The 26,488-nt window shown below is 46.9% G+C and carries 18 protein-coding genes and 1 riboswitch; of the genes, 6 read left to right on the plus strand and 12 right to left on the minus strand.

From position 1 onward, the window contains the following. Nucleotides 1-53: 53 nt before the first annotated feature. The 3 genes from BM607_RS13000 to panB form a co-directional block, all read right to left on the minus strand. The gene (locus BM607_RS13000) at nucleotides 54-293 is read right to left on the minus strand and encodes a hypothetical protein (RefSeq protein WP_071939638.1); all 240 of its coding nucleotides are present in this window, start codon (nucleotides 291-293) and stop codon (nucleotides 54-56) included. A 244-nt stretch (nucleotides 294-537) separates the two neighbouring features. Then, nucleotides 538-1,689 (minus strand): patatin-like phospholipase family protein, encoded by a 1,152-nt coding sequence (locus BM607_RS13005; RefSeq protein ID WP_071939637.1) that lies wholly within the window; start codon nucleotides 1,687-1,689, stop codon nucleotides 538-540. A 136-nt stretch (nucleotides 1,690-1,825) separates the two neighbouring features. After that, on the minus strand, nucleotides 1,826-2,668 hold the full coding sequence (panB, locus tag BM607_RS13010; RefSeq protein WP_071939636.1) for a 3-methyl-2-oxobutanoate hydroxymethyltransferase: 843 nt from the start codon (nucleotides 2,666-2,668) through the stop codon (nucleotides 1,826-1,828). A 187-nt stretch (nucleotides 2,669-2,855) separates the two neighbouring features. On the opposite strand from panB, the gene BM607_RS13015 reads away from it, so the two are divergent. Next, entirely contained in the window at nucleotides 2,856-3,773 is a 918-nt protein-coding gene (locus tag BM607_RS13015; RefSeq protein ID WP_071939635.1) for a helix-turn-helix transcriptional regulator, read from the plus strand. Between the two features lie 122 nt (nucleotides 3,774-3,895). Here the strand turns inward: BM607_RS13015 and BM607_RS13020 are convergent, their stop codons facing one another. The 7 genes from BM607_RS13020 to BM607_RS13050 form a co-directional block, all read right to left on the minus strand. Next, entirely contained in the window at nucleotides 3,896-5,611 is a 1,716-nt protein-coding gene (locus tag BM607_RS13020; RefSeq protein WP_012587266.1) for a proline--tRNA ligase, read from the minus strand. A 166-nt stretch (nucleotides 5,612-5,777) separates the two neighbouring features. Then, the gene (locus BM607_RS13025; RefSeq protein ID WP_071939634.1) at nucleotides 5,778-6,422 is read right to left on the minus strand and encodes an acyltransferase; all 645 of its coding nucleotides are present in this window, start codon (nucleotides 6,420-6,422) and stop codon (nucleotides 5,778-5,780) included. Continuing rightward, a complete protein-coding gene (gene tsaA / locus BM607_RS13030; protein WP_071939633.1) occupies nucleotides 6,423-7,157 on the minus strand; it encodes a tRNA (N6-threonylcarbamoyladenosine(37)-N6)-methyltransferase TrmO in 735 nt (244 codons plus the stop codon). A 197-nt stretch (nucleotides 7,158-7,354) separates the two neighbouring features. Continuing rightward, nucleotides 7,355-7,735: an Rcs stress response system protein RcsF gene (gene rcsF / locus BM607_RS13035; RefSeq protein WP_006082342.1), complete on the minus strand. Its 381-nt coding sequence runs from the start codon at nucleotides 7,733-7,735 to the stop codon at nucleotides 7,355-7,357. A 78-nt stretch (nucleotides 7,736-7,813) separates the two neighbouring features. After that, nucleotides 7,814-9,160 carry an amidohydrolase family protein gene (locus BM607_RS13040; RefSeq protein WP_071939632.1) on the minus strand — a complete coding sequence of 449 codons (1,347 nt, stop codon included), beginning with the start codon at nucleotides 9,158-9,160 and terminating at the stop codon, nucleotides 7,814-7,816. Beyond that, nucleotides 9,160-12,249, minus strand: a complete 3,090-nt coding sequence (locus tag BM607_RS13045) for an amidohydrolase family protein (protein WP_071939631.1) — start codon at nucleotides 12,247-12,249, stop codon at nucleotides 9,160-9,162. Before BM607_RS13045 ends, BM607_RS13040 begins: the two co-directional genes overlap by 1 nt. A gap of 215 nt (nucleotides 12,250-12,464) precedes the next feature. Continuing rightward, entirely contained in the window at nucleotides 12,465-12,857 is a 393-nt protein-coding gene (locus tag BM607_RS13050; RefSeq protein ID WP_006082339.1) for an H-NS family nucleoid-associated regulatory protein, read from the minus strand. Between the two features lie 310 nt (nucleotides 12,858-13,167). On the opposite strand from BM607_RS13050, the gene BM607_RS13055 reads away from it, so the two are divergent. From BM607_RS13055 to BM607_RS13065, 3 genes are all read left to right on the plus strand, one after another. Beyond that, on the plus strand, nucleotides 13,168-13,917 hold the full coding sequence (locus BM607_RS13055) for an electron transfer flavoprotein subunit beta/FixA family protein (protein ID WP_071939630.1): 750 nt from the start codon (nucleotides 13,168-13,170) through the stop codon (nucleotides 13,915-13,917). Beyond that, a complete protein-coding gene (locus tag BM607_RS13060) occupies nucleotides 13,918-14,844 on the plus strand; it encodes an FAD-binding protein (protein WP_006085545.1) in 927 nt (308 codons plus the stop codon). It abuts the gene before it with no gap. A gap of 95 nt (nucleotides 14,845-14,939) precedes the next feature. Next, nucleotides 14,940-15,136, plus strand: a riboswitch (Lysine riboswitch). Between the two features lie 79 nt (nucleotides 15,137-15,215). Beyond that, nucleotides 15,216-16,784 (plus strand): Na+/H+ antiporter NhaC family protein, encoded by a 1,569-nt coding sequence (locus BM607_RS13065; protein WP_071939629.1) that lies wholly within the window; start codon nucleotides 15,216-15,218, stop codon nucleotides 16,782-16,784. A 177-nt stretch (nucleotides 16,785-16,961) separates the two neighbouring features. Here BM607_RS13065 and BM607_RS13070 read toward each other — a convergent pair whose 3' ends face one another. Continuing rightward, nucleotides 16,962-19,112 carry a M3 family metallopeptidase gene (locus BM607_RS13070; protein ID WP_071939628.1) on the minus strand — a complete coding sequence of 717 codons (2,151 nt, stop codon included), beginning with the start codon at nucleotides 19,110-19,112 and terminating at the stop codon, nucleotides 16,962-16,964. Nucleotides 19,113-19,315: 203 nt separating this feature from the next. After that, a complete protein-coding gene (locus BM607_RS13075) occupies nucleotides 19,316-21,421 on the minus strand; it encodes a cytochrome C (RefSeq protein WP_071939627.1) in 2,106 nt (701 codons plus the stop codon). A 542-nt stretch (nucleotides 21,422-21,963) separates the two neighbouring features. Between BM607_RS13075 and BM607_RS13080 the strand changes: the two genes are divergently transcribed. Together BM607_RS13080 and BM607_RS13085 are read left to right on the plus strand one after the other, a co-directional pair. Then, nucleotides 21,964-22,542 carry a thymidine kinase gene (locus BM607_RS13080; protein ID WP_006082333.1) on the plus strand — a complete coding sequence of 193 codons (579 nt, stop codon included), beginning with the start codon at nucleotides 21,964-21,966 and terminating at the stop codon, nucleotides 22,540-22,542. Nucleotides 22,543-22,966: 424 nt separating this feature from the next. Then, complete coding sequence (locus tag BM607_RS13085; protein ID WP_071939626.1) at nucleotides 22,967-26,044, plus strand: transglycosylase domain-containing protein; 3,078 nt, start codon at nucleotides 22,967-22,969, stop codon at nucleotides 26,042-26,044. The last annotated feature ends 444 nt before the right edge of the window (nucleotides 26,045-26,488 follow it).

Below are 26,488 nucleotides of genomic sequence, written 5' to 3' on the forward strand. Positions count from 1 at the left end.
AGCAAAAAAAACAACCGCCAATAGGCGGTTGTTTAAAAGTCATTAATAACTGATTAGTTGCCAGTGCCAGTGGTAGTGGTAGTACCTGTACCAGTGATCGGGTTACCATCAGAGCTGTTAGATATTACAACAGCGCCAGCAATTACAGCTGCACCAGCTACTGCGCCAGTAACGATTGCACCTGTGCTGTTTGAAGCAGCATTGTTGCCAGCTGGTTGACCATCGACTGCATTAGCAGCGACTGAACTGAATGCTGCGATAGCAGCGATTAGTGCTAGTGAAGTTTTTTTCATCTTGATTCCCTTTTAGAAAAAATTTAAGTGATCTTAGCTAATCTAGTAAAACATGATAGGGGATACTAGCTAAATGATCAATCTTAAATCCTAAAGAGGATTCAGGCTTTCGATTGAAATTTTGCCTAGCTATAAACTAAGCCCATTTATTTTAATGAGTTGTATCATTCATCTTAGACTTGAACAGCTAAACAAACTCACCTTTATAAATCAGTTTTAGTCCATGAGTTCTGCATCATAGCTGTTAGCGATGAGATTCTGCGCTATTTTCTGATTTTAAACCAAAAAACGCTTTTAGTTCGTCAATTTGCTCCATGGCATCTTTGTAACCTAAGTCGATTAATGCGCTGGTGTAGGTTTTTTCGAATAGTAGATAGGACACGATACTTGAATCTGATTGTCTATCTATACCAATAAAACCGAGTAAGGTTTTTACTGCCCATGGCATGTCATCGTAGAAGCGGGCGGCAATTTTGCTGAGGTCTTCGCTGGGCTTGATGACTAAGGTTTTAATCGGATGTAAGGCCAGCTTGTTACGGCTTGACTCGGGGATCAGGCTTAAGGTGTTATTGATCCTTTCAAGTCGTTCAAGGTCGCTGTTTAAAGTGTCGGAAAAGATAGTATCGAGCAGATGGCCCGCTATGGATGCCGTTTTCGGGTGATATTCCAGTTCCATTGGGAAATGCTTATGTGGACTCTCTAAGTTAATGACTAAGAGTTTTTCGGCGCCTAAATGGATAGGACTTGAGAGCGGTGCCAGCTGGTGGACCGAGCCATCGCCATAATAGGCTTGATTGAGTTTAATCGAGGGAAACACCATAGGGATGGCCGAACTGGCGAGTAGGTGCTCAGTGTTGAGCATCATACGTTCGCCGCTGCGTCTAGCGCGGGTCCAGTTTTCGATATTCCGTGATGCTTGGAAAAAACTTACTGAGCGTGAGTTGTTGTAGCAAGAGGCATCGACGCTGAGTGCGGTGAGTGCGCCGCTGCGAATATTACGGTCGATACGTTTAAAATCGATTAATTCATTGAGCAGTTTTCGGAGTGGATCGTTATCGAGCAGACTGCCAGCGTCGGTATTAACCTTATCATCCTGCATGCCTTTGAGAGCCATTTTACCTAGGTGGCCAAGCACGCCAGTGATGGATGCGCGATACACTTTGCGAGTCTCAAAATGGCGCCACACCCATTCAAGCTTTTTGACGCCAAGATGAAAACAAGAAGCATGGGTAGCAATGGAAGTGCCATTAATGGCACCTGCCGAGGTGCCACAAATGATTTTAAAGGGAATGCCATGATTACGCGGATAAAGCTGAACCAGTGCTTTTAGCACGCCGACTTGATAGGCGGCTCTTGCGCCGCCGCCACCTAAGACTAATGCAGTTGATGTAGGCAATCTTCAGACTCAATTTATTGTTTTAATAGTTTTATTAAAGCAACGCCCCCCTATAAAAAGCAAGTCGGTAGACTCAATTAGTTGCAAATTTCGATTTATAGTTTATTCGATTGCTGCAATATTTCGCTTTAGGCAATTAATCCGCTGTAATCTTGATAGTTTGGCTGAGGCCAAAACAATGCTCTGTTGTTGGAAATTCAGCGCTTCTCACTTCTCTGGCGTATTCGGCGCAGGCGTGAGTGATTAAGGAGCTTAGGTCGATATAGCGTTTGGCAAATTTAGGCGTGTAGTCAGAAAATAAGCCTAAAATGTCCTCAGTTACGAGCACTTGACCATCGCAGGCGGGTGAGGCGCCAATGCCGATTACGGGGATTGAGACTTCTGCTGTTACTGTGCGCGCCGCGAGTTCGGATGTGCCTTCAATCAGTATGCTAAAAGCGCCAGCCTGCTCAAAGTCTTTTGCTAAACGAACGAGGGCTTCGATTGCTGTTGCATCCCTTGCTTGGGTTTTAAATCCACCCAATTGATTGACGTGTTGTGGCATTAATCCTATATGTGGCATCACTGGGATCCCTCGCTGGGTTAAAAAGCGAGTGGTGTCGAGCATCTCTGCGCCCCCTTCGAGTTTTACCGCTTGCGCGCCTGTGCGAATCAATACTTGGCTGGCATGTCTAAAGGCTTGCTGAGGCGATTCTTGATAACTCCCAAAGGGCATATCGATAATCACGCAGGCATGTGCTGCGCCGCGAGTGACAGCAAGACCATGATTAATCATCATTTCTAAGGTAACTCCGAGTGTAGAGTCTTGCCCATAAACCACCATACCGACGGAGTCGCCGACGATAATCATATCCACATGGGGATCGATAAGTTCCGCCATCGGTTTTTCATAGGCGGTGAGGGCGACTATGGGCGTTTTACCTTTCATTTTCTGTAAGGTGACGGGCGTAACCCGATTTTTATTCATGTGGATGCTCATGTCATCTCCAATTTGTTAAATCTGAGAGGGCATGTTAGCGCTTGCCGCTTTGGTGTTAGCTCGATAGATTGACTTAATGTCTAGATAAAAAGACACTTCTATACATAAAAGTGCTTTATACGAAGAGGCGCTTTATATACGGAAGAGGCTCGATAATACGAAAAGAAGCTTCGATATAAAAATCACCTTGGGCGATAACACCTTGAATCAAGTAACTGACACTCCTTTATCTCAGCAGCAAATCACTCAGCACACTCAGGTCGCACCTTCACGTTTAGCCGCCGCAGGGCTAAGCGCGTCCATCATGTTACTTAAGCGAACGCTCAAGCCGTTTGAACATGTGCAGCGCCATCGTCATTCTTGGGGACAGGTCATTTATGCCAGCCAAGGTGTGTTGAGTGTGATCACGCCTGCGGGGCGTTACATTGTGCCGCCTGAACAAGCAGTGTGGGTGCCTCCCTTTGTCGATCATGAGGTTATCGCGCTAAGTCTGGTGCAATTGAGCAGTCTGTATTTGGATGACACCCAGATAGGCGGGTTTCCATCCGACTGTACTTGCCTGAGTGTGAAGCCTGTTTTGCAGTTGCTACTGCAAGAGGCTAATGCCTTGATGAGGAGTGAGGCTGGGCTGATTGAGCCCGATTTTAAGGATAGCGCTATACGGCTCTTGATGGTGATCCGTGACTTTATGGTGCTGGCACCTAAGGTCGCCTTAGATTTACCTTATCCTAAGGATAAAAAATTACTGCGCATTACCGAGGCTTTGCTTGCGGATCCGAGCGAGCAACGCACTTTGGTGGATTGGCAGCGAGAGGTCGGTGCCTCGGCCCGCACGTTAGCGAGATTATTTAAACAGCAAACAGGGCTGAGTTATAGCCAATGGCTGCAAAGGCTTAGATTGCAGGTGGCGATTCAAATGCTCAGTCGAGGTGAATCTGTGCTCACTACAGCGTTATCTTTAGGTTATGCCTCGGGTTCAGCCTTTGGTTATATGTTTAGGCAGTTGATGGGCGTCGCTCCGAGTCAGTACCTGTTAGCGCAAAATACCTTGCCAAAAATACAGTGCCAAAAATACAAAGATAAACAGCCACAGATAAAAAAGTAATGTCGCGAGTGATCGAAGATGGTCAATAAAAGTCCAATAAAAAGCCAAGAAAAAACGCACTTAAGCTGGGCTTAAGTGCGTTTCGTTTTGATCGTTAAGCTTATCTATATTTCGCGTGAGGCTTAGCCTTTCACTGCGTTTTTCAGGAAGTCGAGCAGTTGATCAAATGGAATATCTTGCTTTTCACCGGTGCGGCGGTTTTTGTATTCAAATACGCCTGCATCGATATTGCGATCGCCAATCACCACTGTGTGTGGGATACCAATCAGTTCCATATCGGCGAACATTACGCCTGGACGCTCTTTACGATCGTCCAGTAATACGTCAATACCCGCTTCGTTTAAGTCTTTGTATAACTGCTCGGCGATATCGGTTACGCGGTGCGACTTGTGCATGTTCATTGGCAGAATGCCCACGCTAAATGGCGCAATCGCCTCTGGCCAAATGATGCCACGGTCATCGAAGTTTTGCTCGATGGCTGCGGCCACAATACGGCTTACGCCGACGCCGTAACAACCCATCAATAGCACCTGTGACTTGCCGTTTTCGTCAAGTACAGTCGCGTTCATCGATTTAGAGTAGTTAGTACCCAGTTGGAAAATATGACCCACTTCGATACCGCGTGCCATAGCATAAGTGCCTGAACCATCTGGTGTTGGCTCGCCTTCGACTACGTTACGGATGTCGGCAACTTGTGCTGTCGGCAGATCGCGTTCCCAGTTGATACCAAAATAATGTTTGTCATCCACATTCGCACCAGCAGCAAAATCGCTCATGACGCTAACGCTGTGGTCGATAACGATAGGGATGTTAAGACCGATAGGGCCAAGTGAACCAGGACCAGCGCCAATGGCGTCACGGATCAGCGCTTCTGGCGCCATTTCTACTGGTGATGCCACTAAGTCTAACTTGTCGGCTTTGACTTCATTGAGTTCATGGTCACCGCGAACAATGAGCGCCACTAACGGCGTCGCTTCTGATGCGCCTACGACGATCAAGGTTTTGACGGTTTTAGTGATATCCAGATCAAACTGCTCAACCAATTCAGCAATGGTCTTCGCATTTGGGGTATCGACTAAACGCAATTCTTCAGTGGCTGCGCCGCGAGGCTCAGTGGGTACTGGTGATTCAGCTTTCTCAATGTTAGCCGCGTAATCGCTACCCGTTGAGTAAGCAATTAAATCTTCACCGCTTTGCGCCAGAACGTGGAACTCGTGTGACATACTGCCACCGATTGAACCTGTGTCAGCTAATACTGGACGGAAGGCTAAGCCCATGCGGGTTAGAATGTTGCTATAGGCGTTGTACATGGCCTCATAGGTTTCATTCATAGTATCGACGTCAAGGTGGAAAGAGTAGGCGTCTTTCATCAAGAATTCGCGTGAGCGCATCATGCCAAAACGTGGGCGAACTTCGTCACGGAATTTGGTTTGAATTTGATAAAGGTTCAGCGGTAATTGCTTGTATGAGCTGACTTCTTTACGGATCAGGTCTGTGATCACTTCTTCGTGGGTTGGGCCCAGTACGAAGTCGCGATTGTGGCGATCTTTAAAGCGCAGCAGCTCGGGACCAAACTTTTCCCAACGACCTGTTTCTACCCACAAGTCTGCCGGTTGCACCATAGGCATTAGAATTTCAATTGCACCGGCTTTGTTCATTTCTTCACGAACAATGGCTTCGACTTTACGCAGTACGCGTAAGCCCGTGGGGAGATAGCTATAAAGGCCCGACGCATTACGACGGATCATGCCCGCACGTAACATTAATTGATGACTAATGACTTCTGCGTTGGCAGGAGTTTCTTTCTGTGTTGATAGCAGGTACTTGCTGACGCGCATTACCGATGTCCAAATTTGAGTTGAATGGTCGCCATTTTATCACCTGCTTTGATGATGTCACCTACGTATTTAGGTTAAATTCAACTAGCTGGGAGACAAATAGCATTTTTGAGAAGATTACTGAGGCAAAGGAAAGCGATTTTATCGGCGATTTGTACCAGCCGATTTAGCTTTTATCACGCCTATCGCCAATCACTTTGGCAGGGTTGCCAGCCACTATCGCCCAGTCGGGCACATCTTTAGTCACTATGCTGCCCATACCCACCACAGCGTGATCGCCAATGGTCACACCATCGACTATGCCGGCCTGAGCGCCAATCCACACATCTTTGCCTATAACAATGCCTTTGGAGTTGGCAGCTTGTTGATAGATGGGCGTATCTGGCGCCATGCCATGGTTGAAGGCGTAAAGGGTGACATTATTGGCGATGCGAGTCTGGCTGCCAATCTGAATGCCGACCCTGCCACCATCGAAGGAGCAACCATGATTAATCGCGACTTCATCCCCTAGCGTGATGGGCCCGTGTAAAAAACAGTCGGCGGCGATCATGCAACGATTACCCATGTGGATATCACGATTGGGTTCGGCAAATAACTGCGCTTCGGGTGCAATAAAACAGTGCTCGCCGATGTTGACTGTTTCGAGGGCACAGAGTTTTGCTTGGATCTCATCCTGCCAAGGTTTTGCCCAGACTAAATGTTTCTCTTTTAAAGAAAAATACAGCCACGGCATCCAAGAGAGACGCTTTTTATGCTGGCTTTTATAATCAGGCAAAGATGCCGGCTCTGATCTAGGCGTTGGCGCAGACATTTAGCCACATTTCCCCGGTTTAAGTTCCAGTACCAAGATGTATTCTTGGTCATTATCATCGACCGCCATTTGCCAGAACACATCTAAATCATAGAGGGCGACTTGATATAACTTAGGATCGTCTTTGGCTTTTTTATAGGCGGGGCGCGGATCTTGCCCCAAGACTCCGCGGATAAGTACGGCTAAATCTGTGTAGGTTTCCTGCTGTGCATAACGCTCAATTTGTGCCTCGGCATTATCGGAATACACCACTGAAATCAGTTTAGGGGCGTCTTGAGCAATGCCGCCGACAGCATCGGTAATCGAATCCGAGAAAGGAATGTAAGGCTTAATATCGATAATCGGCGTGCCATCGACCAGATCCATACCGGAAATTTCGAGGCACACTTTGCCCTTGCGTTGTACTACGCCGTGCAGTTTCACCACTGACTGACCTATGCCATTAGGGCGAAAAGTGGAGCGAGTGGCGAATACGCCGAGTTTTTCATTGCCGCCCAATCGCGGCGGCCGCACTGTGGTTTTCCAACCTTGGGCAAGATTCTCATGGAAGCAAAATAGCAACCAGAGATGGGAATATTGCTCTATGCCACGCACCGCATCGATATGATTGACATGGGGTTCAAGTTCGACATAGCCGCGGGCCTCAACGAGTCCGGGTTGTCTTGGAATGCCAAACTTTTGTTTATAGGGCGTGCGGCATGTCGCTACTGCGACAATTTGGTTGGTAAATGTCATGCAAAAAATTACCTAAAAAGATAAATATAACAACCGCCTAAGCTCATCATTCTAAGCTCATCATTAAGGCCCATCTTTGAGCGCTAATTATGCAGCGTTAGCCATGAATCCTTGCTCATGGAACATCAGCCATTAAGCGATTGATACGGGCAATCTTAGATCATCGAATCGCGAGCAGTGTGTTGCTCGCGTGGGATTTACTCTGCGGTAGCCGTTTTAACTGCTTGGCCGACGCACAGGGCGCGGCTGATACAACCTTGGGCGGCTTCATCTAACATCACACATTGTTTGATGATAATGCCGTTAGCGCCTTTATCTGCGGCGTTACGGCGGGCTTCCGTTCTGGCATCGGCTAATGACGCAGGTACGCTGTTGACATCGGCCTGACAGGATTCCCCTTGGACCAAACCTTTTAATTCATAATGACCTTTTGGCAAGGTATCGCCTTCATAGAGGGTGACATCGGATGCCTTGAAATAGTCATTAATCGCCTCACCGTCCAAATTACTGTTAAAACTGTAGTCGCTTGCACAGGCACTGAGCAGGAGCACTAATGCACTTGAGAGGATAATTTTCATGGTTTGACCTGAGATTGAGGGGAAAACTGCGCAGCCTTGGTAGGCTGCGCCGATGCGATATTATTATCTGAGTAAATTCTACCGCTTAAGGTACTTTTGATAAAGCTGCTGATGGCGATTATTCAGATCTATCTGCCGTCCTTCAATCCAGATAGCCTCTATCTTATTGGTCATAGGGTCGAGAATGTCTCCCTCGGACAGTACAACACTGCCTTGGTATCCCACGGCAATCGCCCCTAAATCCTCGACACCTAACAGTTTTGCTGCATCTAAGGTTATGGACTTAAGCGCTTGCTCAGGCGTTAAACCATAGGCGGCGCTATAACCTGCTGCATAGGGTAAGTTACGGCTATTCCAGTCCGATGAGAACCCAAGGGCAAAGGGAATTCCTGCATTGGCGAGCAAGGAGGGGATTTTAAAGGGCAAATCTACTGGTTCATCTTTACGCTTAGGCAGACTCAAAGTATGAGGATAAATGACCCCAGCCTTAACTTCCCTCAGGCTTGAGGCCAATCGCCATGCATCGTATCCGCCGACAATCACCAATTTGAATTGGTATTTTTTAGTCAGGGCAATCACTTGCTCAATTTGGCCAACACTGTCGGCATGGGCAAACAGTGTCGCTTTACCTTGGTATAGCGGCAACATGGCCTGCCAGCGCAGATTGTTGGTCGCGGACTGTGGGTCTTCATCCTTGGTTTTATCTTTGCCCTTGGCTTTATCACTTAAGAAATAGCGATAGCCATCTTCAAAGGCGATATTGAGCTGATCGATCGCCTGCTGATTTTTCTCGATAGCCTTGGCTTTCTCTTTTTCATCTTCAGGCATGCGTTTGATTTGCGGCCAATAGACGTGGAACTGCCCTGCACTGGGGGTCAGCGCATCCTCAATCGTCCACGCATCAAGATTCACCAGCACCGATTGCCCAGCAATACCATCGCCGCTCGGGACGATTTGCGCGTGGGTAATACCGTTGAAACGTATGGTCGGGATCAGCTCAGAATCTGGATTGTAAGCTGTGGCTGTGCTGATCTGCGGATTGATATAACCCACCTCGGCGTTATCGACCGTGGGGCGGCTCATTTCAATTTCAACTAAGCCTAAGCTGGTGTCTAGGGCAATTAAGCCCGGATATAAGTGTTTACCGCTGGCATCGACGACTTGAGTGTCACTGGTTTCTGCGGTTGCACTGTTGGCTTGGCTGGTGAGTTGAGGCCCAACAGCCGTGATCTTGCCATTTTCAATCAAGACATCAGTGTTGCTGAGCACGCCTTGACTGACTGTGTGCACTGTGGCGTTTTTAATCAGTACGCTGCTGCTTTGTTTAGGTGTAGGTACGATATCGCTTGCCATCGCTGGGGCCAGCGTGGTGCAAATCGCGCCCAGTATCGCCGCAAACAAAACGGGTTTAGATGAATGTTGCATTATTTGGCTCCCTCATGAGTGTGGCCCCATGCCTGATAGTGGGTGTCGCAGTGCCACTGTGGCTCGTTAAGTGGCGTGACTTTTTCACCCGCTTTGGCTTGGTCATCACTGCTGAGAATTTTTTGGATAAGGGCGGCGCGCTCGTTGACTACGGCTTGCTGGGCGACTTGGTCTTGATCGCGGTCAAAATAGCGTTTTCCTTCAACCCATGCCTGCGTCACTTTGGCATAAATCGACAGTGGCTCTGCGTTCCACAGCACGACATCGGCCATTTTTCCTGGGGTGAGTGAACCCACAAATTCATCGACTCTTAATTGCTTGGCAGGATTGATGGTAACCATGTTCCAAGCATCTTCCTTTGACATATTGCAATACATCATAGACTTAGATGCTTCTTGGTTGAGTCTGCGCTGCATTTCATAGTCGTCTGAGTTTATGCTGGTGGTCACGCCTTTGTTTTGCATCAAACACGCGTTTTGTGGAATCGCGTCGTACACCTCAAACTTATAGGCCCACCAATCGGCAAACGTCGAGGCGCCAGCGCCATGGGCGGCCAGTTCACTCGCCACTTTGTAACCTTCGAGCACATGGGTAAAGGTCTGCACTTTAAAGTGATAGGCCTCGGCTAGGCGGATAAACATCAGAATTTCTGACTGCACGTAAGAATGAATGTGCACATCACGTTGCTGATTTAATACTTCGGCCACCGCCTGCAGGCGATAACTTGGGCGCGGTGCGACGGTTTTTTTCTTATCGCTGGATCGCAGGTCATCATAGGCTTTTAACGCATTCTCATAGGCGATGGCGGCATCGAAGGTCTCTTCAAATAACGCTTTGACTCCCATACGCGTTTGCGGGAAGCGTTGTACAAATTTCTCTCCCCAGTTGCTCTGCTTAACGTTTTCACCAAGCGCGAACTTGATACTGGCGGGCGCGTTAGCAAATTTAAGTTGCTCGGCCGTTTCGCCCCATTTCATTTTGATCAGTTGCGATTGGCCGCCAATAGGATTGGCGCTGCCGTGGAGTATTTGTGCGCTGGTGACGCCGCCCGCTAAGGCGCGATAGAGTGAAATATCGTCGGGATTAATCACATCACCAATCCGTACCTCAGAGGTTACGGCATCCGTGCCTTCGTTGGTGCCACCATTAATGGCGATATGCGAGTGTTCATCAATAATGCCCGCAGTAAGATGTTTACCTGTTGCATCTAGGACTTGATAACCAGAAGGCGTACTGAGTTGCTGGCCAATTTTTTCGATGCGGCCATTGGCCATCAAGAGATCAGCATGTTCGAGAATGCCTTGCTTATCCGAGGTCCACAGGGTGGCATTTTTGATGTGCAGCTTCTCGACCTTAGGTGCTTCGCTCAGTCCATAAGCAACGTTAGGGAAGGTGAGGTGACTCACTAGACTCGTGTTGGCTTCCTCCTTGGTCGCTTGATTGCTTTCTTGGTCAGCACTATTAAGCGCTGCAGTTTGCGCTATCGCAATACCGGCAACATTTGTGGTGCGACTCTTGGCATCGACCATGCGGCCCTGAATACCGTCATCGGCCATCCACAGCGTAAAGCGGCTAAGGCCATTGATGCCAGCGGCGCTCAAATCGGCAGTAAAGCTTAATCGACCGTCGTCATCTAACTTAAGTTGGGTGAGCGCGATACTTTGCTCGCCACTGCTTAAGCTACCTTGGATTTTGGGTTTATCCCCTTTACTCACATCTTGCAGTGATAAATCCAGTGTGAGGTTATTGAGGCTTAATTGATAATCGCCCAGTAATCGTGCTTGGGGCAGTGAGCGAAGACTTTGCTCCTGACCTTGCAACCAAACACTGTAGATCTGGCCCTCTTTAAAAATATTGCCCTTAGTGACTACAAAGTCTGCCATGTAACCGGGTGCTAGTTTGCCGGTAAAATCGGCGGTGCCCGTCATCTCGGCGGCTTGGGTGGTCAGTGCGGCTAAGGCTTGCTCTTCAGTTAAACCTTGAGTAATGGCTTGGCGCAGGCGCGGCCAAAAAGCATCGGTCTTAATACCAAACTGCGTTAGCGCGAAGGGAATACCCGCTTTGGCAACTTCTGCTGGATTGGTTGGCGCACGTTCCCACTGTCTTAAATCCGCCAGTGACACTTCGCGATCGGCATCATCTGTCCCGACATCAGGCGCCTGCGGATAGTTTAAAGGCAAGATTAACGGGTAGTTCAGCGCCTTTAACTCATTGATGCGCGAGTATTCTTGACCATTACCGAGTAGATTGGCTGACAGTTTATGTTCTTTGAGTAAATGGGCGGCGCGCAATTGATCGTTGAGATTTCTGGTTTCAAAGATAATTTGCTTATCGGCTAAATTATCTAAGCGCTCAAAGGCGATATTAAATTCGACTTGATTGTTTATTGCACCATTGGTCGATTTGTTTTTATTTTGGTTATACCAATTGGCGTCGGCAAAGGTTTGTCTAATAAGTGCAATACTGCCCATTAATGATGACGGATAATCTTGTTCAGATGAGCCTTTATCAAATGCCATAAAAGGTTGACTGCGGGCACGATAAATCACTTCGTTGGCGGTTTTGTCTGCTAATGATAGGCTAACACCCGTCCCTCGGAAGATTCCGTCGAGTTTGCTACTTTGCACACTCGTAAAGCCATTATTGATCCACTCTTTAGCGCGTTCTTTATTGGGATAAACGTAATTAAACCATTCTTTTTCAGAATGAATTGCACCATTGTCTGCATTGCCACCGATACGTTTAATATCATAGACAGGGCGAGTGAGCCCAAGTTTTGGATATTCGAACTCAATCCCATAATCGGTGAAAGGATCGATAAATCCAGGGTAAATAGTATAACCACTCAAATCGATTTTAAATGCGCCAGCGGGAATGTCACCGTGCTCAATAATGGCTTTAATTCGATTATTTTCAACCAATAAAGTGGCATCACTTAAACGCTTACCCGGCGCAATGATTAATTCAGCATGGGTAAAAGCCGTGAGTTTATTGGAGGTTGTCCCTGTATTGATTTGGGCATATGTGGTCTGTGAGACTAAGCTAGCGATGATGCTGCAGCTTATAATTATCTTATTGTTTATCTGCATTATTTTATTCAATCGAGTGAGGGTGAATAAAGAGTAACTGAAAGCAGATGTAAATACTAAGGTTGAATTGTAACGCAATTTGAGCGGGAATGAGGCGTGGGATTTACGCTTGTCGTTTTAGATTGCAGCCAATAATGGATATAAAAAAGCTCGCAATGAATGCGAGCTTTTATGCAAATGGGTGTTGGTTACTCGAACCGCTACACCGAATTGGATTAGATTAAGAAATCTTCCATAGAACGACCTTTGTTGATCTCGTTCTTAAATACGGTTGGCATACGGCCTTGGCCAGTCCACTGAACCATTTCACCGTCAACTTCGATTTGGTATTTAGCTGGACGAGGAGCGCGTTTTTTCGCGGTTGCTTTAACAGCTACGCCACCTAAGTCATCAATTGATAAACCAACGGCTTCCATTTGTTGACGGATTTCTTCAATTTTAGCATTACGAGCTGCCATGGCTTGTTCTTCTTCCTCAGCCATAGACTCGCGTTCTACTAAAATTTTATCTAATTTGTCGGCTAAATCACGTAACTCTTCAACGCTAAGTTCTTTAACTGCTGCTTTAAAACGACGGCCGTGAGTTAATATCTCTAAAAATTCGCTCATATCTATTTTCGTCCCACTCTAATTTTTAATACAGGATAATGGTGAACAACACCTAAATGATAGAAACTAATATAGCTCGAATCAAATAAAATTATGCGTTTTAAGTAAATTAAATATTATTTATATTTTGAACTTTTCTTATTTACTCAAATAAGTGTCCAAAAAAGTAGCCGTGGCGCGGATTAAAAAATGCAAACAGGCGTTTGACTTTGGTTGACGTTAACGTTAACAGGACGTAAAGTTGCTCTATCCTGCATTGGTATTAACCAATGTTTTGTCCATGTACATGAAAGTGTAGGAAGGAAACCCTATGAAAGTATTGGTGCCCGTTAAGCGCGTTGTTGATGCCAATGTGAAGGTCAGGGTCAAAGCTGACAATACAAGTGTTGACACTGCAAACCTAAAAATGGCGTTGAACCCTTTTTGTGAAATCGCAGTAGAAGAAGCGGTTCGTTTAAAAGAAGCGGGTAGCGCTACTGAAGTGGTTGTTGTCAGTATTGGTAATAAAGCCGTGCAAGAACAATTACGTACCGCGCTCGCATTAGGCGCAGACCGTGCGATTCATATCGATACTGAAGAAGAACTGGTGCCAGTATCTATCGCCAAATTGCTCAAAGCGGTACAAAACAAAGAACAAGCTGAACTGGTGATTTTTGGTAAGCAATCTATCGATGGCGATAACAATCAAACTGGTCAAATGTTCGCGGCGCTGATGGATATGCCACAGGCGACCTTTGCTTCTGAAATCAAATTAGAAGGTCATTCTGTGCAAGTCGCTCGCGAAGTTGACGGTGGTATGCAAACCTTACTTATGCCGTTACCTGCAGTCGTGACTGCCGATCTACGTTTGAACGAACCTCGTTATGCTTCACTGCCTAACATTATGAAAGCCAAGCGTAAGCCATTAGAAGTCTTTACTGTCGCTGATTTGGGCGTGACGTTAAAGAGTCACCAAACGGTTGTGAAGGTCACTCCGCCAGCAGAACGTAAAGCAGGCATTATGGTAGCGTCGGTAGCTGAGCTAGTTGAAAAGTTAAAAAATGAAGCGAAGGTGATCTAAATGGCCATTTTAGTATTAGCTGAACATGATAATGCCGCACTGAAACTCGATACGGCAAAAATCGTCACTGCCGCTCGCGCCATTGGCGATGAAGTGCATGTACTGGTTGCGGGTCACCAATGTGGCGCGGTTGTCCAAGCTGCACAGGCACTACAAGGCGTTAGCCAAGTGCTCGTTGCCGATGCTAGCGTGTATGAAGCGCATTTAGCGGAAAATTTTGCCAAATTGCTGGTGGACTTAGCGCCAAACTATGGCCACATTCTGGCTTCTGCTTCGAGCTTAGGTAAGGACACGCTTCCGCGTGTGGCTGCATTATTAGATGTTGCGCAAATCTCTGAAGTCATTACCGTCGTCAATGCTGACACCTTTGTGCGCCCTGTGTATGCGGGTAACGCCTTAGCGACAGTGCAAAGTCATGATGCCATCAAAGTGATGACAGTGCGCGCCAGTGCCTTTGATGCTGCACCAGAAGGTAACAGCGCGGCTGTGACGACACTCGATAAAGTGTTTGAAGCGAGAACTCAGTTTGTTTCTCAATCCTTGACGGTATCAGCCCGTCCAGAATTAGGTAATGCTGGCATTATCGTTTCTGGCGGCCGTGGTATGGGCAGTGGTGAAAACTTCGGCATGTTAGAGCAGCTTGCTGACAAGCTCGGTGCTGCGGTTGGCGCATCACGCGCCGCAGTTGACGCTGGCTTTGTGCCTAACGATTTACAAGTCGGTCAAACCGGTAAAATCGTTGCGCCTAACTTGTATATTGCCGTGGGGATTTCTGGCGCGATTCAACATTTAGCGGGCATGAAAGACGCAAAAGTCATCGTTGCTATTAACAAAGACGCGGAAGCGCCTATTTTCCAAGTTGCCGATTATGGCTTAGTTGCGGACTTATTTGAGGCGGTTCCTGAGCTGATCACAAGTCTCGGTTGATTTAATCTGTGATCTAGGTCACATTAAGTGGCTTTGCGGTGGCATCTGCTAAGCCGCTTATGTTTTTATGTGCCTCACGCCCGCGTACGGGCGTTCTTAGAAGTAGAGGCGCGCCAAATATTAGTAGTGATCAGTAGGGTGATTCCGTTGATCGATTGCGAAAGGATTTGGTGCCGAAGTGGTTCGATTTATCACGATCAACTGCTGGGGTTGTACCTAATAGGTGCAACACTGCCATAGTATTTTCCGATACGGATATTGGAAATAGTTACTATGGAGCGCTACTGATAGGACAGGTGACCTTGGGTATCTATTGCCTTTCCCCACCAGTTCAGTCGCCCTCCATTCGTATTTAACGAAGATAATAATCAATGACTGTTATGAATTATGCCGATTCGGCACTTTCCTTGCTGCCGCCTGCGGTGGCTATTGTGTTGGCGATCTTAACTCGCCGTGTACTGCTTTCTTTGGGGTTAGGTATTTTAATTGGTGCTTTATTGCTCAATCAATTTTCACCTGTAGCGACGGGTGAATTTGTATTTAATGGCGTTAAAGGACTTTTTTGGACGGGCGAAGGCCTTAATTCGTGGAACTTATATATTCTCGGTTTCTTAATTGTACTGGGAATGATCACAGCGTTAATTACCGTAAGTGGCAGCGCGCGGGCTTTTGCCGATTGGGCTCGTTTACATATACGTAATAAACGTGACGCTAAATTATTAACTATGTTTTTAGGGTGTGTGGTTTTTATTGACGACTATTTCAATAGCTTAGTCGTAGGTTCGGTCGCTAGACCTGTTACCGACCGTTATTATATTTCCCGCGCTAAGTTAGCTTATTTATTAGATTCTACTGCGGCACCTGTGTGCGTTATTTCTCCAGTATCAAGTTGGGGCGCGTATATTATTGCACTTATTGGTGGAATATTAACGGCCCATGGTTTTGCTGATACTGGCCATTTGAGTATTTTTATTCAAATGATCCCAATGAACTTCTATGCAATTTTCTCCTTGTTATTATTACTTTTCGTTGTCTTTATGGGATTAGATGTTGGGCCAATGCGCGAGCATGAACTCAATGCCCAACGTGGTAATTTATACGATGAGTCAAAAGGATTACCGCCTGGAGCCAATGCGGATTTACCTGAAGCCGAAACCGGTAAGATCTTAGGTTTATTCCTGCCGATTACAGTATTGGTATTTGCGACCCTGTATTTTATGATCAATAGTGGCGCTCAAGTGCTTGCCACTGAAGGGATTGAATTTAATATTATTTCAGCGTTTGAGAAAACCGATGTCAGTTCATCCCTTTTCTTTGGTGCATTAATCGGTTTAGCGATTTCGCTGATATTGAATTTAGTCCAAGGCGTTGAGAAATCAATGATAGTCAAAGGCATAGTGCAGGGCGCTCGCTCTATGCTGCCAGCGATTTATATCCTGTTATTTGCTTGGACTATCGCAGGCGTGATTGGCCAGCTCGAAACCGGTAAGTTTATGGCAAGTCTCGCGACGGGCAATATTCCGTTCGCCTTTTTGCCAGCCCTAATGTTTGTGTTAGCGGGTATCACTGCGTTCTCAACCGGTACTAGCTGGGGCACGTTCGGTATCATGTTGCCGATTGCTGCGGATATGGCGATGGGAAGTCACACTGGCATGATGCTACCTATGCTTGCTTCTGTGCTGGCGGGCGCGGTATTTGGCGATCACTGTTCACCGATTTCCGATACCACGATTTTGTCGTCTACGGGCGCGAGTTGTCACCATATCGACCATGTCGTCACTCAGCTACCGTATGCATTGATTGCGGCGTTTATTAGCTTAACGGGTTATGTCGTACTTGGATTTACTGAGTCAGTTGTCGCAGGTTTAGTGGCCTGTAGTGTGGTGTTTGTGGTTAGCATCATAGTGCTAAAAATCAAATCTAAAGGCGCAATTAGCTAAACCTTAATTGAAACCTTGCACGGCAAAGGTTCACTGCGAATAAGTCAAAATAAATCAGCCAGCATTATGCTGGCTGATTTTTTTGGTTAACGCTCTGTTTATCTCTGTCTTTAACCTAATCGCATTAAGGCTATCAACACTGAATTTAAAGTGCCTGTTGCTTAGGTTTTTTGTAGCTTAGAGTGCTTGGTCTAGCCCGCGGCGTTTAAGTAATCCTTGTGTCGTTGGCTCTTGTCCGCGGAAGTTTTTGTAGGCTTCCATTGGCGCAATACTGTTGCCCACTTCACGAATGGTTTTGCGGTATTTCATGCCGATTTCACGATTGAGCCCGCCTTGGTTTTGCACATAGGCAAAGGCATCCGCCGCTAAAATCTCACTCCACATATACGCGTAATAACTTGCCGAGTAACCACCGGGGAAGGCGTGGGCAAAGTAGGTCGACTTATAGCGTGGCGGCACGGCGCTGATGTTTAAGCCGTGCTTTTTCAGGGCATTGGCTTCAAAGGTGGCCACATCTTGCAGTGGTGCATCTGGGCTTAATGAATGCCACTCCATATCCACTAATGCGGCGGCCATGTATTCCAGAGTGTCGAATCCTTGGTTAAAGCTGCCAGATTTCAGCAGTTTTTGCAGCAATTCGTCGGGAATGGGTTTGCCAGTTTCATAGTGTTTGGCGTAGTTGGCCAACACTTTGGGATGGGCCGCCCAGTCTTCTTCGAAGGTCGATGGGAATTCGACAAAGTCGCGTGAAACCGAGGTGCCCGCCAGACTTGGATATGTCACTTTGGAGAACATGCCGTGGGTGCCGTGGCCCATTTCATGGAACATAGTGGTGACTTCGTTATAGCTGACGAATGTAGGTTCACCCTCTGGCGCTTTCTTGATGTTCATCACGTTGACGACCACAGGTTTAGTGCCTTCGAGGAAGGATTGACCGACGAACGAACTCATCCAAGCGCCGCCACGTTTACCTTCACGGGCAAAATAGTCGGCGTAGAAAATGGCCATGCTTGAGCCATCGGCATCAAACATTTCGTAGGCTTTCACATCGGGATGATAAACCGGTAAATCTGGGCGAGGTTTTAGGGTGACGCCATAGAGTTCTTTGAGTGTGTAGAACACGCCGTCTTCGAGGACGCGGTTAAACTCAAAATATGGGCGAATGCTATTGGCATCGAGGGCGTATTTTTCTTGGCGGACTTTCTCGGCGTAGAATTCCCAGTCCCATGGCGCCAGTTCAAATTTGCCGCCAGTCTTGTCGATCATAGCTTGAATATCGGCCGCTTCTTTCTCTGTATTAGCGACTACGGCTGGCACCATAGAGCCAAACATACTGTAAACCGCTTCTGGCGTTTTGGCCATTTGCGGCGCTAGGCGATAACTCGCCCAGTTTTCATAACCTAATAGGGTGGCGCGCTCAGCGCGCAGTTGCGCTAAACGAGATACCAGCGACGCCGTTTCGTTTTCACCACTTAAGCCACGGTTAGCCGAGGCTTCCCAAATGCGTTGGCGCAGTTCACGGTTTTCCAGTGACGCCAATACGGGCTGGCGAGTGGTGTTGGTGATGTTGATCAGATACTTGCCATCGTGACCTGCAGCTTTAGCATCGTTTGCGGCCGAAGTGATGTCGCTGTCAGTTAATCCTGCAAGCTCATTCTTTGATTCCACGATAACGGCGATTTCTTTAGTTAGGCGCAGTAAACGTTGGGAGAACTCGTTGGTCAGTGTCGATTGTTCTTCGTTAAGAGCACGGATCTTCACTTTTTGTTCGTCGGTGAGTTTTGCGCCCGCCATGATAAAGCGTTGGTGATAGACCTCAACCAAACGCACGGCTTCTGGGGTTAAACCTAGATTAGCGCGGTCGTTATAAATGGCTTCGATACGGGCAAATAGCGCTGGGTTTAAGTTGATGTTGTCCGAGTGCGCCGCCATTTTGGGCGCCATTTCACCTTGAATTTTTCGCAGCTCTGGATTGCTGTTCGAACCCGCTAGATTATAAAACACACTCGATGCACGGCTGAGCAGAGCGCCACTTTTCTCCATAGCCACAATCGTGTTATCGAAGGTCGCCGCTGTGGGATTATTCGCAATCGCGAGGATTTCTTGATAGTGCTCGGCCATGCCTTGCTCTAGGGCAGGCGTAAAGTGCTCATTCTTGATGAGGCTAAAGTCGGGCGCTTGATATTGCAGACTACTGACTTGAAACAAGGGGTTTTGGGCTTGTACCGACATGGCGTTAGGGGCTTTGCTTTCTGTGTTGCTACAACCTGCCATAAATCCGGCGGTGAGCGTGGCGCCGATGGCGATGGCAATAAAACGTTTACGCATAATTGAGTGACTTCCTTTGAATTGTTGTTTTTTTAGGACTGTAACGTTAGTAACTTAAATGGGACTGAAAATGGCTTGTTATGGGGCTGTATCTAAATAAAAAGGAGTCCCGTGTTGATGAGACTCCTTTGGCGATTTCCTTGCAGGGAAAATCGGTACCGCTTTTTACTGACTATTTAATCATGCGATGATGAAATGATTAATTAGCGAGTAAACTTGTGGTATTTATCAATACCAGAGCTTCTACCTGTGTTATGACATACTGCACAGGATTCAGTCGTTGGTTGTTTAAACCAATCTGCCACGCTAGGAACGCTGATCTCACCACCGTTACTCACCATATGCGCTTTCGCAGAATCAATCGTATGGCAGGCATAGCAGTTTGCAGATACAGGGCTTGTCATCTTGCTACCGGGTTCTAAAATGTATTGATTTGGAATTTTATCTAAATCAATCGCTTTATCATGGCAGGCTACGCAACTGGTGACAGGATTGATCGCCCCTGCACCGTTAGCCGCATTCGCTTGAGTTCCATCCGCTTTCATTTCACCGACTTTAGCGCCATTACCCCAGTGCCAGCTGTGAACCATAGGGCCAAAACCTGCGCCTAAGGCGGCTGATGTCCGCGCCATGCCGTTGTCATGGCAAGCAATACAGCCATTACCGCCGTCATCGAAGGCCCCATTTTTGTGGAATGCAGTGGCATCGTTATGACAAGTAGTACAGCTGTTAGCGCTCACTATCTCACGACGCTCGAAGCCAGAGACTTTTTGAGTCGTGACTGGGTTAACGACGTCTGAGTAGGCGGTAAAGGATACGCCCATAGAACCGTCATAACCTGTCGCTCTTAGGCTGCCATTACTTTGATAGCGTTGATTGCCATCATATTCCATCCAACCTGCGGTACTGAATGTCACGCGGGCAGAGTAAACATAGTTAGCATTCACTGCGCTGATATCCGTCAGTAAGTGACAGATATTCTTAGTGCCATCGGTGTTGTAACCATAGTAATAGTTAGTACGGTTACCTGGGCGGCCCACTAAACTGCCATTGTCATAGGCGTGCAGATAGGCACTGGCATATACCAGCGGTTTCTTGGCATCAAACACCAGCGGATCTGAGTAGTTGAAGTTATCTTTGATACTAAAGATATTGCCATCAACATCCTTTACAGTAAGTGTTGTACACCAGCCTGGGGCGGTGACTGCGGCGGCAGCACCTGTTGGCGCATAGTGATCTGTTTTCGTTGATATATCATCGACTTTAACTGGGGCTGCTAATGTGACCTTGTACTTAGCGCGAATGGCTTGGCGTTCAGTAATACCAGACTTACCTTCATGCATAGTACGGACATCGGCACCATTACTTGGGATGATGACGCCTGGCACACCACCGCTATCATGGCAATCGATACAACCGGGTCCTGCAACGTTGATGTTAGTTGGGGCTTCAACGTGACAAGATGTACAGTTTTGTACTGAAAAGTCTTTAGTAAAATCTTGGTGATTAACATGGCCAATCTTAGACAGGGTGTTAGTCGCATAGCCACCCACAGAGAAACCTTCCGCATTGACAGCGCCGCGACTCACTGAGCCGTGACATGCTAAGCAGCCTTCTACGAAAGTGACTTCACCGTCCATACCGGTTGCAACATAGCTTGCATGGCGGCGAGGACTGGTTGCGTAATCGACGTGACATGAATAGCAACTATCGGTTGTGGTGGAATGAGTGCCTTCGGGTTTATTGACAACTAAGGGGGCTGAACGTGCGATACCTGTTGCGCTATTGCCGCCAACGCGTAACCACACAATACCTTCAGTGCTTGGGTTTACCCCTAACATTGGGGCCACAAAAGTGTAGTGACCGTCGCCTAAAGAGGTCAGTGTGGCGCCTTCTGTCGCTTGAGTTGCCGCGCCACCAATATGCACATTGTCTGCAACGCCATTGAGATCACTTTCGGTACGGTTATTGATGAAACCTTTATCGGTTAACGCCGCGACTTTAGCCTCTGCGTTTTGCAGGCCGTTGATTAAATTATTATTCTCATCGGTAATTTCAAATTCGTAACTGATACTACCTTCGCCAAAGCTGTAGTTGATCACTTTGACTTTCGTCAGCGTCGAGCTAGTGACTGGGGGCGGTGTTCCAGGTTCTCCGGGTGTGCCAGGCGTACCTGGGGTTCCCGGAATACCGGGCGTTCCTGGTGCGCCATCGACACCATCTTTGCCATCATCGCCACAACCAACAAGGGCACCAGTTAGTGCTAAAGCCACTAAGTATGCCAGTTTTCTAGAGGTGAAAATTCTCATCATTATCTCCATTTGATCCAATATGCGCATAAAGGACGGAGTGGAGCACTAAAGTTTGCAGGGTAGATTAGTGCTTTGACCGTTAGCTTTAATTTGCAAGCTATCGAATACTTTCTTTTTTTAAATTGAGCACGTTTTGTCTCGAATGAAATACTACTGTTAACGTTATGTTTGTTTTTTGAGCGCAACCCCATTAACACCTAATACTTTGGAGGTAGATCTCACTTTTGAAATTTAGCTTTATTCACTATTTCCTTATAAAACAATATTTAAGGTTCAGTTAAGCTTGCGTTAACAAAATTTAATCATTTGGCTGCTGGTGATGGTTTTTATCGTGGAGAGCATTAAATAAAGTGGGCTGGAGATGTTTAACTCGACGATGGGGGAGTAAAACGCTGAATAAGTCGGCGCTGTTGCAGAATTTCATGATAAAAGCTTAGTGGCTGCTAGTGTTCTGATGTGAAGCGCAATGTTAGACTAGCGCCCAATTTGGCTCTGGTGGCAGACGCGTAAGCGTTAACGTTTTTTAAAGGGTATAAGTCTTGGCTCAATTGTATTTTTATTATTCGTCGATGAACGCGGGTAAATCCACTTCCCTATTACAGTCATCCTATAACTACCGCGAACGCGGTATGAATACCTTGGTGATGACAGCCTCCATAGATGACAGATATGGCAAAGGTAAAGTGGCTTCGCGTATCGGCATTGAAACCGAAGCACAGGTTTTTAGTAGCCAAGATGATCTGACTCAGATGATTAGCGATGTGCATCAAGCCACGCCATTAAGTTGTGTATTGGTGGATGAGTGCCAGTTTTTGAGTAAAGAACAGGTAAAGCAGCTGACGCATGTGGTCGATAATATTGATATTCCCGTACTCTGCTATGGCCTAAGAACCGATTTCCAAGGTGAACTCTTTAGCGGCAGTCATTATTTATTAGCGTGGGCCGATAAGTTGGTTGAGCTGAAAACCATTTGCCATTGTGGCCGCAAAGCCAACATGGTGGTGCGCCTCGACGGTGACGGCAAAGTGATGCGCGAGGGCGAGCAAGTGGCGATTGGCGGTAATGAAAGCTATGAGTCCGTTTGCCGTAAACATTTTCGTGAGTTTATCTGGGATTAGTCTTTGCTAGCTGGGTATTGTTGGCGGCTAAATATTTTTTGTGTGGCTTATTGGCCCGTTCTGTTTCTGAGTCACAGTGTTTATGAGTCACATTGCTGCTGAGTCACAATGTCGGCGAGCTTAATCGTTGAAAATACCTGTGTATCAACAAATTAAGACTTGGCGAAATTAACTCTTTGCTTAAAAATAGTATAAGTGGCCAGCTTAACATTAGCGTGAGTGGCGGTTGTGGATTATGGATACCACTCTTTTGGGTGAAACAAGGTTTGAGAGAGTGCGGATATACTATTCCACTATATAGAACGGATAGCTAAGGCCGAATGAACGTAATGGCTTAATGAGTTGATGTCTTGCTTTACTGAGTGGCAACGGATTTGCTGAGTTGCATGAAAGATATTTATTTTAGTGTTTTTTTGGAGCTGTTTTGCCTAATTCCCCGTCAGAGATGAAGTTCGAAAATTATCGTCCTCGTCCACCACAACCCGAACCTAAGGTGAAGGTTAAGACTCCGCGTAAAGCCAGATCAAAGGGCAGAGTCTGGTTCTTATTTTTTATTTTGATTTGCTGTATCGCATTACTGATTGGCCTTGAAGTAAAAACCTCGTTTTATCAAGCTAAATACATCAATCAATATGCTAAGACGCTCACCTATGAATTAGAAAACTCACCGAGCACAGCGATGATTTATCCAAGTTATGGCCCCTTTGATGAGCGCCATGGCTATAGCAAGTTACCCCAGTATATCGACCGATTAATGCAACGGAATTTTCAGGTGACGCAGCAAGTGGCGTTTTCGCCTGCCTTGCAGGAATACGCGCAGCTGGGATTTTTCCCGCCTTATCACGAAAAGGCGCAATCTGGCTTAACGCTGCTCGATTGTCGCAATACCGATTTATACGAGTTCGCCTATCCCAAACGGGTTTATCAGGACGACGATAAGATCCCCAATGAAATCGTTAATACCTTATTGTTTATTGAAAACCGCGAGTTATGGACCACGGAAGATAAACTCAATCCCGTGATCGACTGGCCACGCTTTGTGGTGGCGGGGATGAGCCAAATTGCAGAGATGGTCGGCATGAATGTGTCTACCGCCGGTGGCAGTACGCTGGCGACTCAGATTGAAAAATTCCGCCATTCTTCCCAAGGCTTAACCTTGAGCATCAAGGATAAGTTATTACAAATTGGCTCGGCTAGTGTGCGCGTGTACCAGCAAGGTGAGAATACCGAACCTGCACGTAAGCGCATCGTCCAAGATTATTTAAATACAGTGCCATTATCCTCGGCACCAAATCATGGTGAAGTGCATGGTATTGGTGACGGGTTGTGGGCTTGGTTTGGCACCGATTTCGATACCGCAAATAAGTTGTTAGCATCGCCACAAATCAAGGGTAATGCCGCCAAGCGTGGACAAGTATTCCGCCAAGTGGTCGCGCTGATGATTGCCCAGCGCCGCCCTTCATACTATTTATTGCAAGGTCATGAAGATCTTGAAAATTTAGTCGATAGCCATATCCGCTTACTCGGCCAATATTATCTTATTGACCGTGGTTTGCGCGATGCCGCACTCGCGCAGAAATTGCAGTTTAGGGTCACTAAGCCGCAACGAAATACGCAATCGGGCGCCGATAAGGGCGTGAATACAGTGCGTATTCGTACCGCGGGCATGTTAAATGTGGGGCTGTACGATTTAGACCGACTCGACTTAACAGTAAACAGTAGCTTACACAGTGATTTACAGCAGCAAGTGAGTCACTACTTACGCAGCCTGGCGCAAGTGTCGACCGCTGAGCAAGTGGGTTTATTGGGCGAGCGTTTACTCGAGCCAAGCCAACTGCAAAACGTGCTGTATAGCTTTACGCTTTACGAGCGTACCGACACCGCCAACCGAGTTCGTGTGCAGACCGACAGTACCGACCAACCCTTTGATATTAACGAAGGCAGTAAGTTGGAACTGGGTTCAACCGCTAAATTGCGGGTGATGGCGACCTACTTAGAAATCATTGCTGAGATCCACGAAAAATATTCTAAAAAACATGGTATTGAACTGGAATCTATCATTATCGAACCTAGGGATCACTTAACCCGCTGGGCGATTGATTACTTGATTGTGAATCCTGACAGACGTTTAGATCGCATGTTAGATGCAGCGCTACAGCGGGAATATTCTGCCTCAACCAGTGAGCAGTTCTTTACCGGTGGTGGTTTGCATGTGTTTAATAACTTTAAAAAATCGGAAGATGTTAAGACTCCGACACTTTATCAAGCTTTGCAGGATTCGATTAACTTGCCGTTTGTGCGCCTCATGCGCGACATAGTCAATTACAGCAGCAGTATGCAAAATGAGGGCAATATGGCCCAGTTGCTACGTAATGATAAAGATCCGCGCCGCGACGAATACCTGCGGGTATTTGCCGATAGAGAGGGCAATACCTTCGTCACTAAGTTTTATCGCAAGTATAAAAAAGTGGCCGCGAATGAGCGTTTTGGGATGTTCTTCGACGGTTTATCCCAGTCGGAGCAACAATTAACGTCGGCGTATCGCTACCTCTTGCCCGATGAACCTATGTCGGCATTTAAGGCTTTTCTGCAGCAAAGATTGCCGCAGGTGAGTTATACGGATGGTCGTATTAAGAGCTTATATAACAAGTACGGCCCTGATAAATATAACCTGCCGGATCAAGGTTATATCGCACGGGTGCATCCGTTGGAATTGTGGGTGCTGGATTATCTTAATCACAATCCCGATGCGAATTTGAACGATGTGAAACAGGCGAGTGAAGCACAACGCCAAGAGGTTTATCGTTGGTTATTTAGGACGCGACATAAAAACGCCCGTGACGTTCGAGTGCAAGTGATGCTTGAAGTGGAAGCCTTCCTCGACATACATCAGCGTTGGGCCCGTTTAGGTTACCCCTTTGATGCTATGGTGCCATCCTTAGGTTCGGCGCTCGGCAGCTCGGGAGATAGACCTGCGGCCTTGGCCGAACTCATGGGCATTATTCAGAATGATGGTTATCGTTTGCCTACCGTGCGTATCAATCAGCTGCATTTCGCCGCCGATACGCCCTATGAAGTGACGCTGGAGAATCAAAACACCCAAGGTGAGCGAGTGATGCGCCATGAAGTCGCGCAAGCCTTAAAAGCGGCGCTGGCGAACGTAGTGCAAAACGGTACTGCCCGTCGTTTGAAGGGCATTTTTACCGATGAAAAAGGCGAGATGTTAGCCATAGGTGGGAAAACCGGCACCGGTGATAACCGTATCGTGACTCAGATGCAGCAAGGTAAAAAAGTGGCGACGACTGCCATGAACCGCACCGCGACCTTCGTGTTTTATCTGGGGGATAAATACTTCGGCACTTTAACGGCCTTCGTGCCCGGCAGTAAATCCGATGATTTTAGTTTCACCTCTGCGCTACCATTGCAAGTGATGAAAGGCATGATGCCTATTTTGTCTCCCTATGTGAAAACCGAGCAGGGTATGTGTGTGGTAAACGAATAAAGGCGATGATTTTCATGCCAAGTAATATCTGCAAATTAACAACCGCAAGCTAAAAACGACAAAGAGTGTTCCTGATGAACACTCTTTGTCGTTTTATCTCTTTAATTATCTATCGATTCTTGTAGGAGGGTTATAACATCTCATACCAAGCGATAAAGATTTATTATGAATAATTAAATTGTCCGCCTAAATAGGAGTGATTTTGGACGATTAATTGCATTCACTGACTCGAAAATACCCCAAAGCAAGATAACTTTGTCGTCAGTTGTGACGCATTAATTGTCATTGTTTTCCCAGTGACACGCCGCCTATTTCTTTTAAAAGAAGCATCCCTGAGGGCTCGACGGCGACATCCATGTCGCCAACGGTCACTGGTACAACAATACCAATCTTAACTAAGTCCCTAATTCACAAGTCCATCCTAAAAAGCTTTTGCCCCAAAGC

Source organism: Shewanella sp. SACH (genome assembly GCF_001887095.2).
Lineage (GTDB): Bacteria > Pseudomonadota > Gammaproteobacteria > Enterobacterales > Shewanellaceae > Shewanella > Shewanella baltica.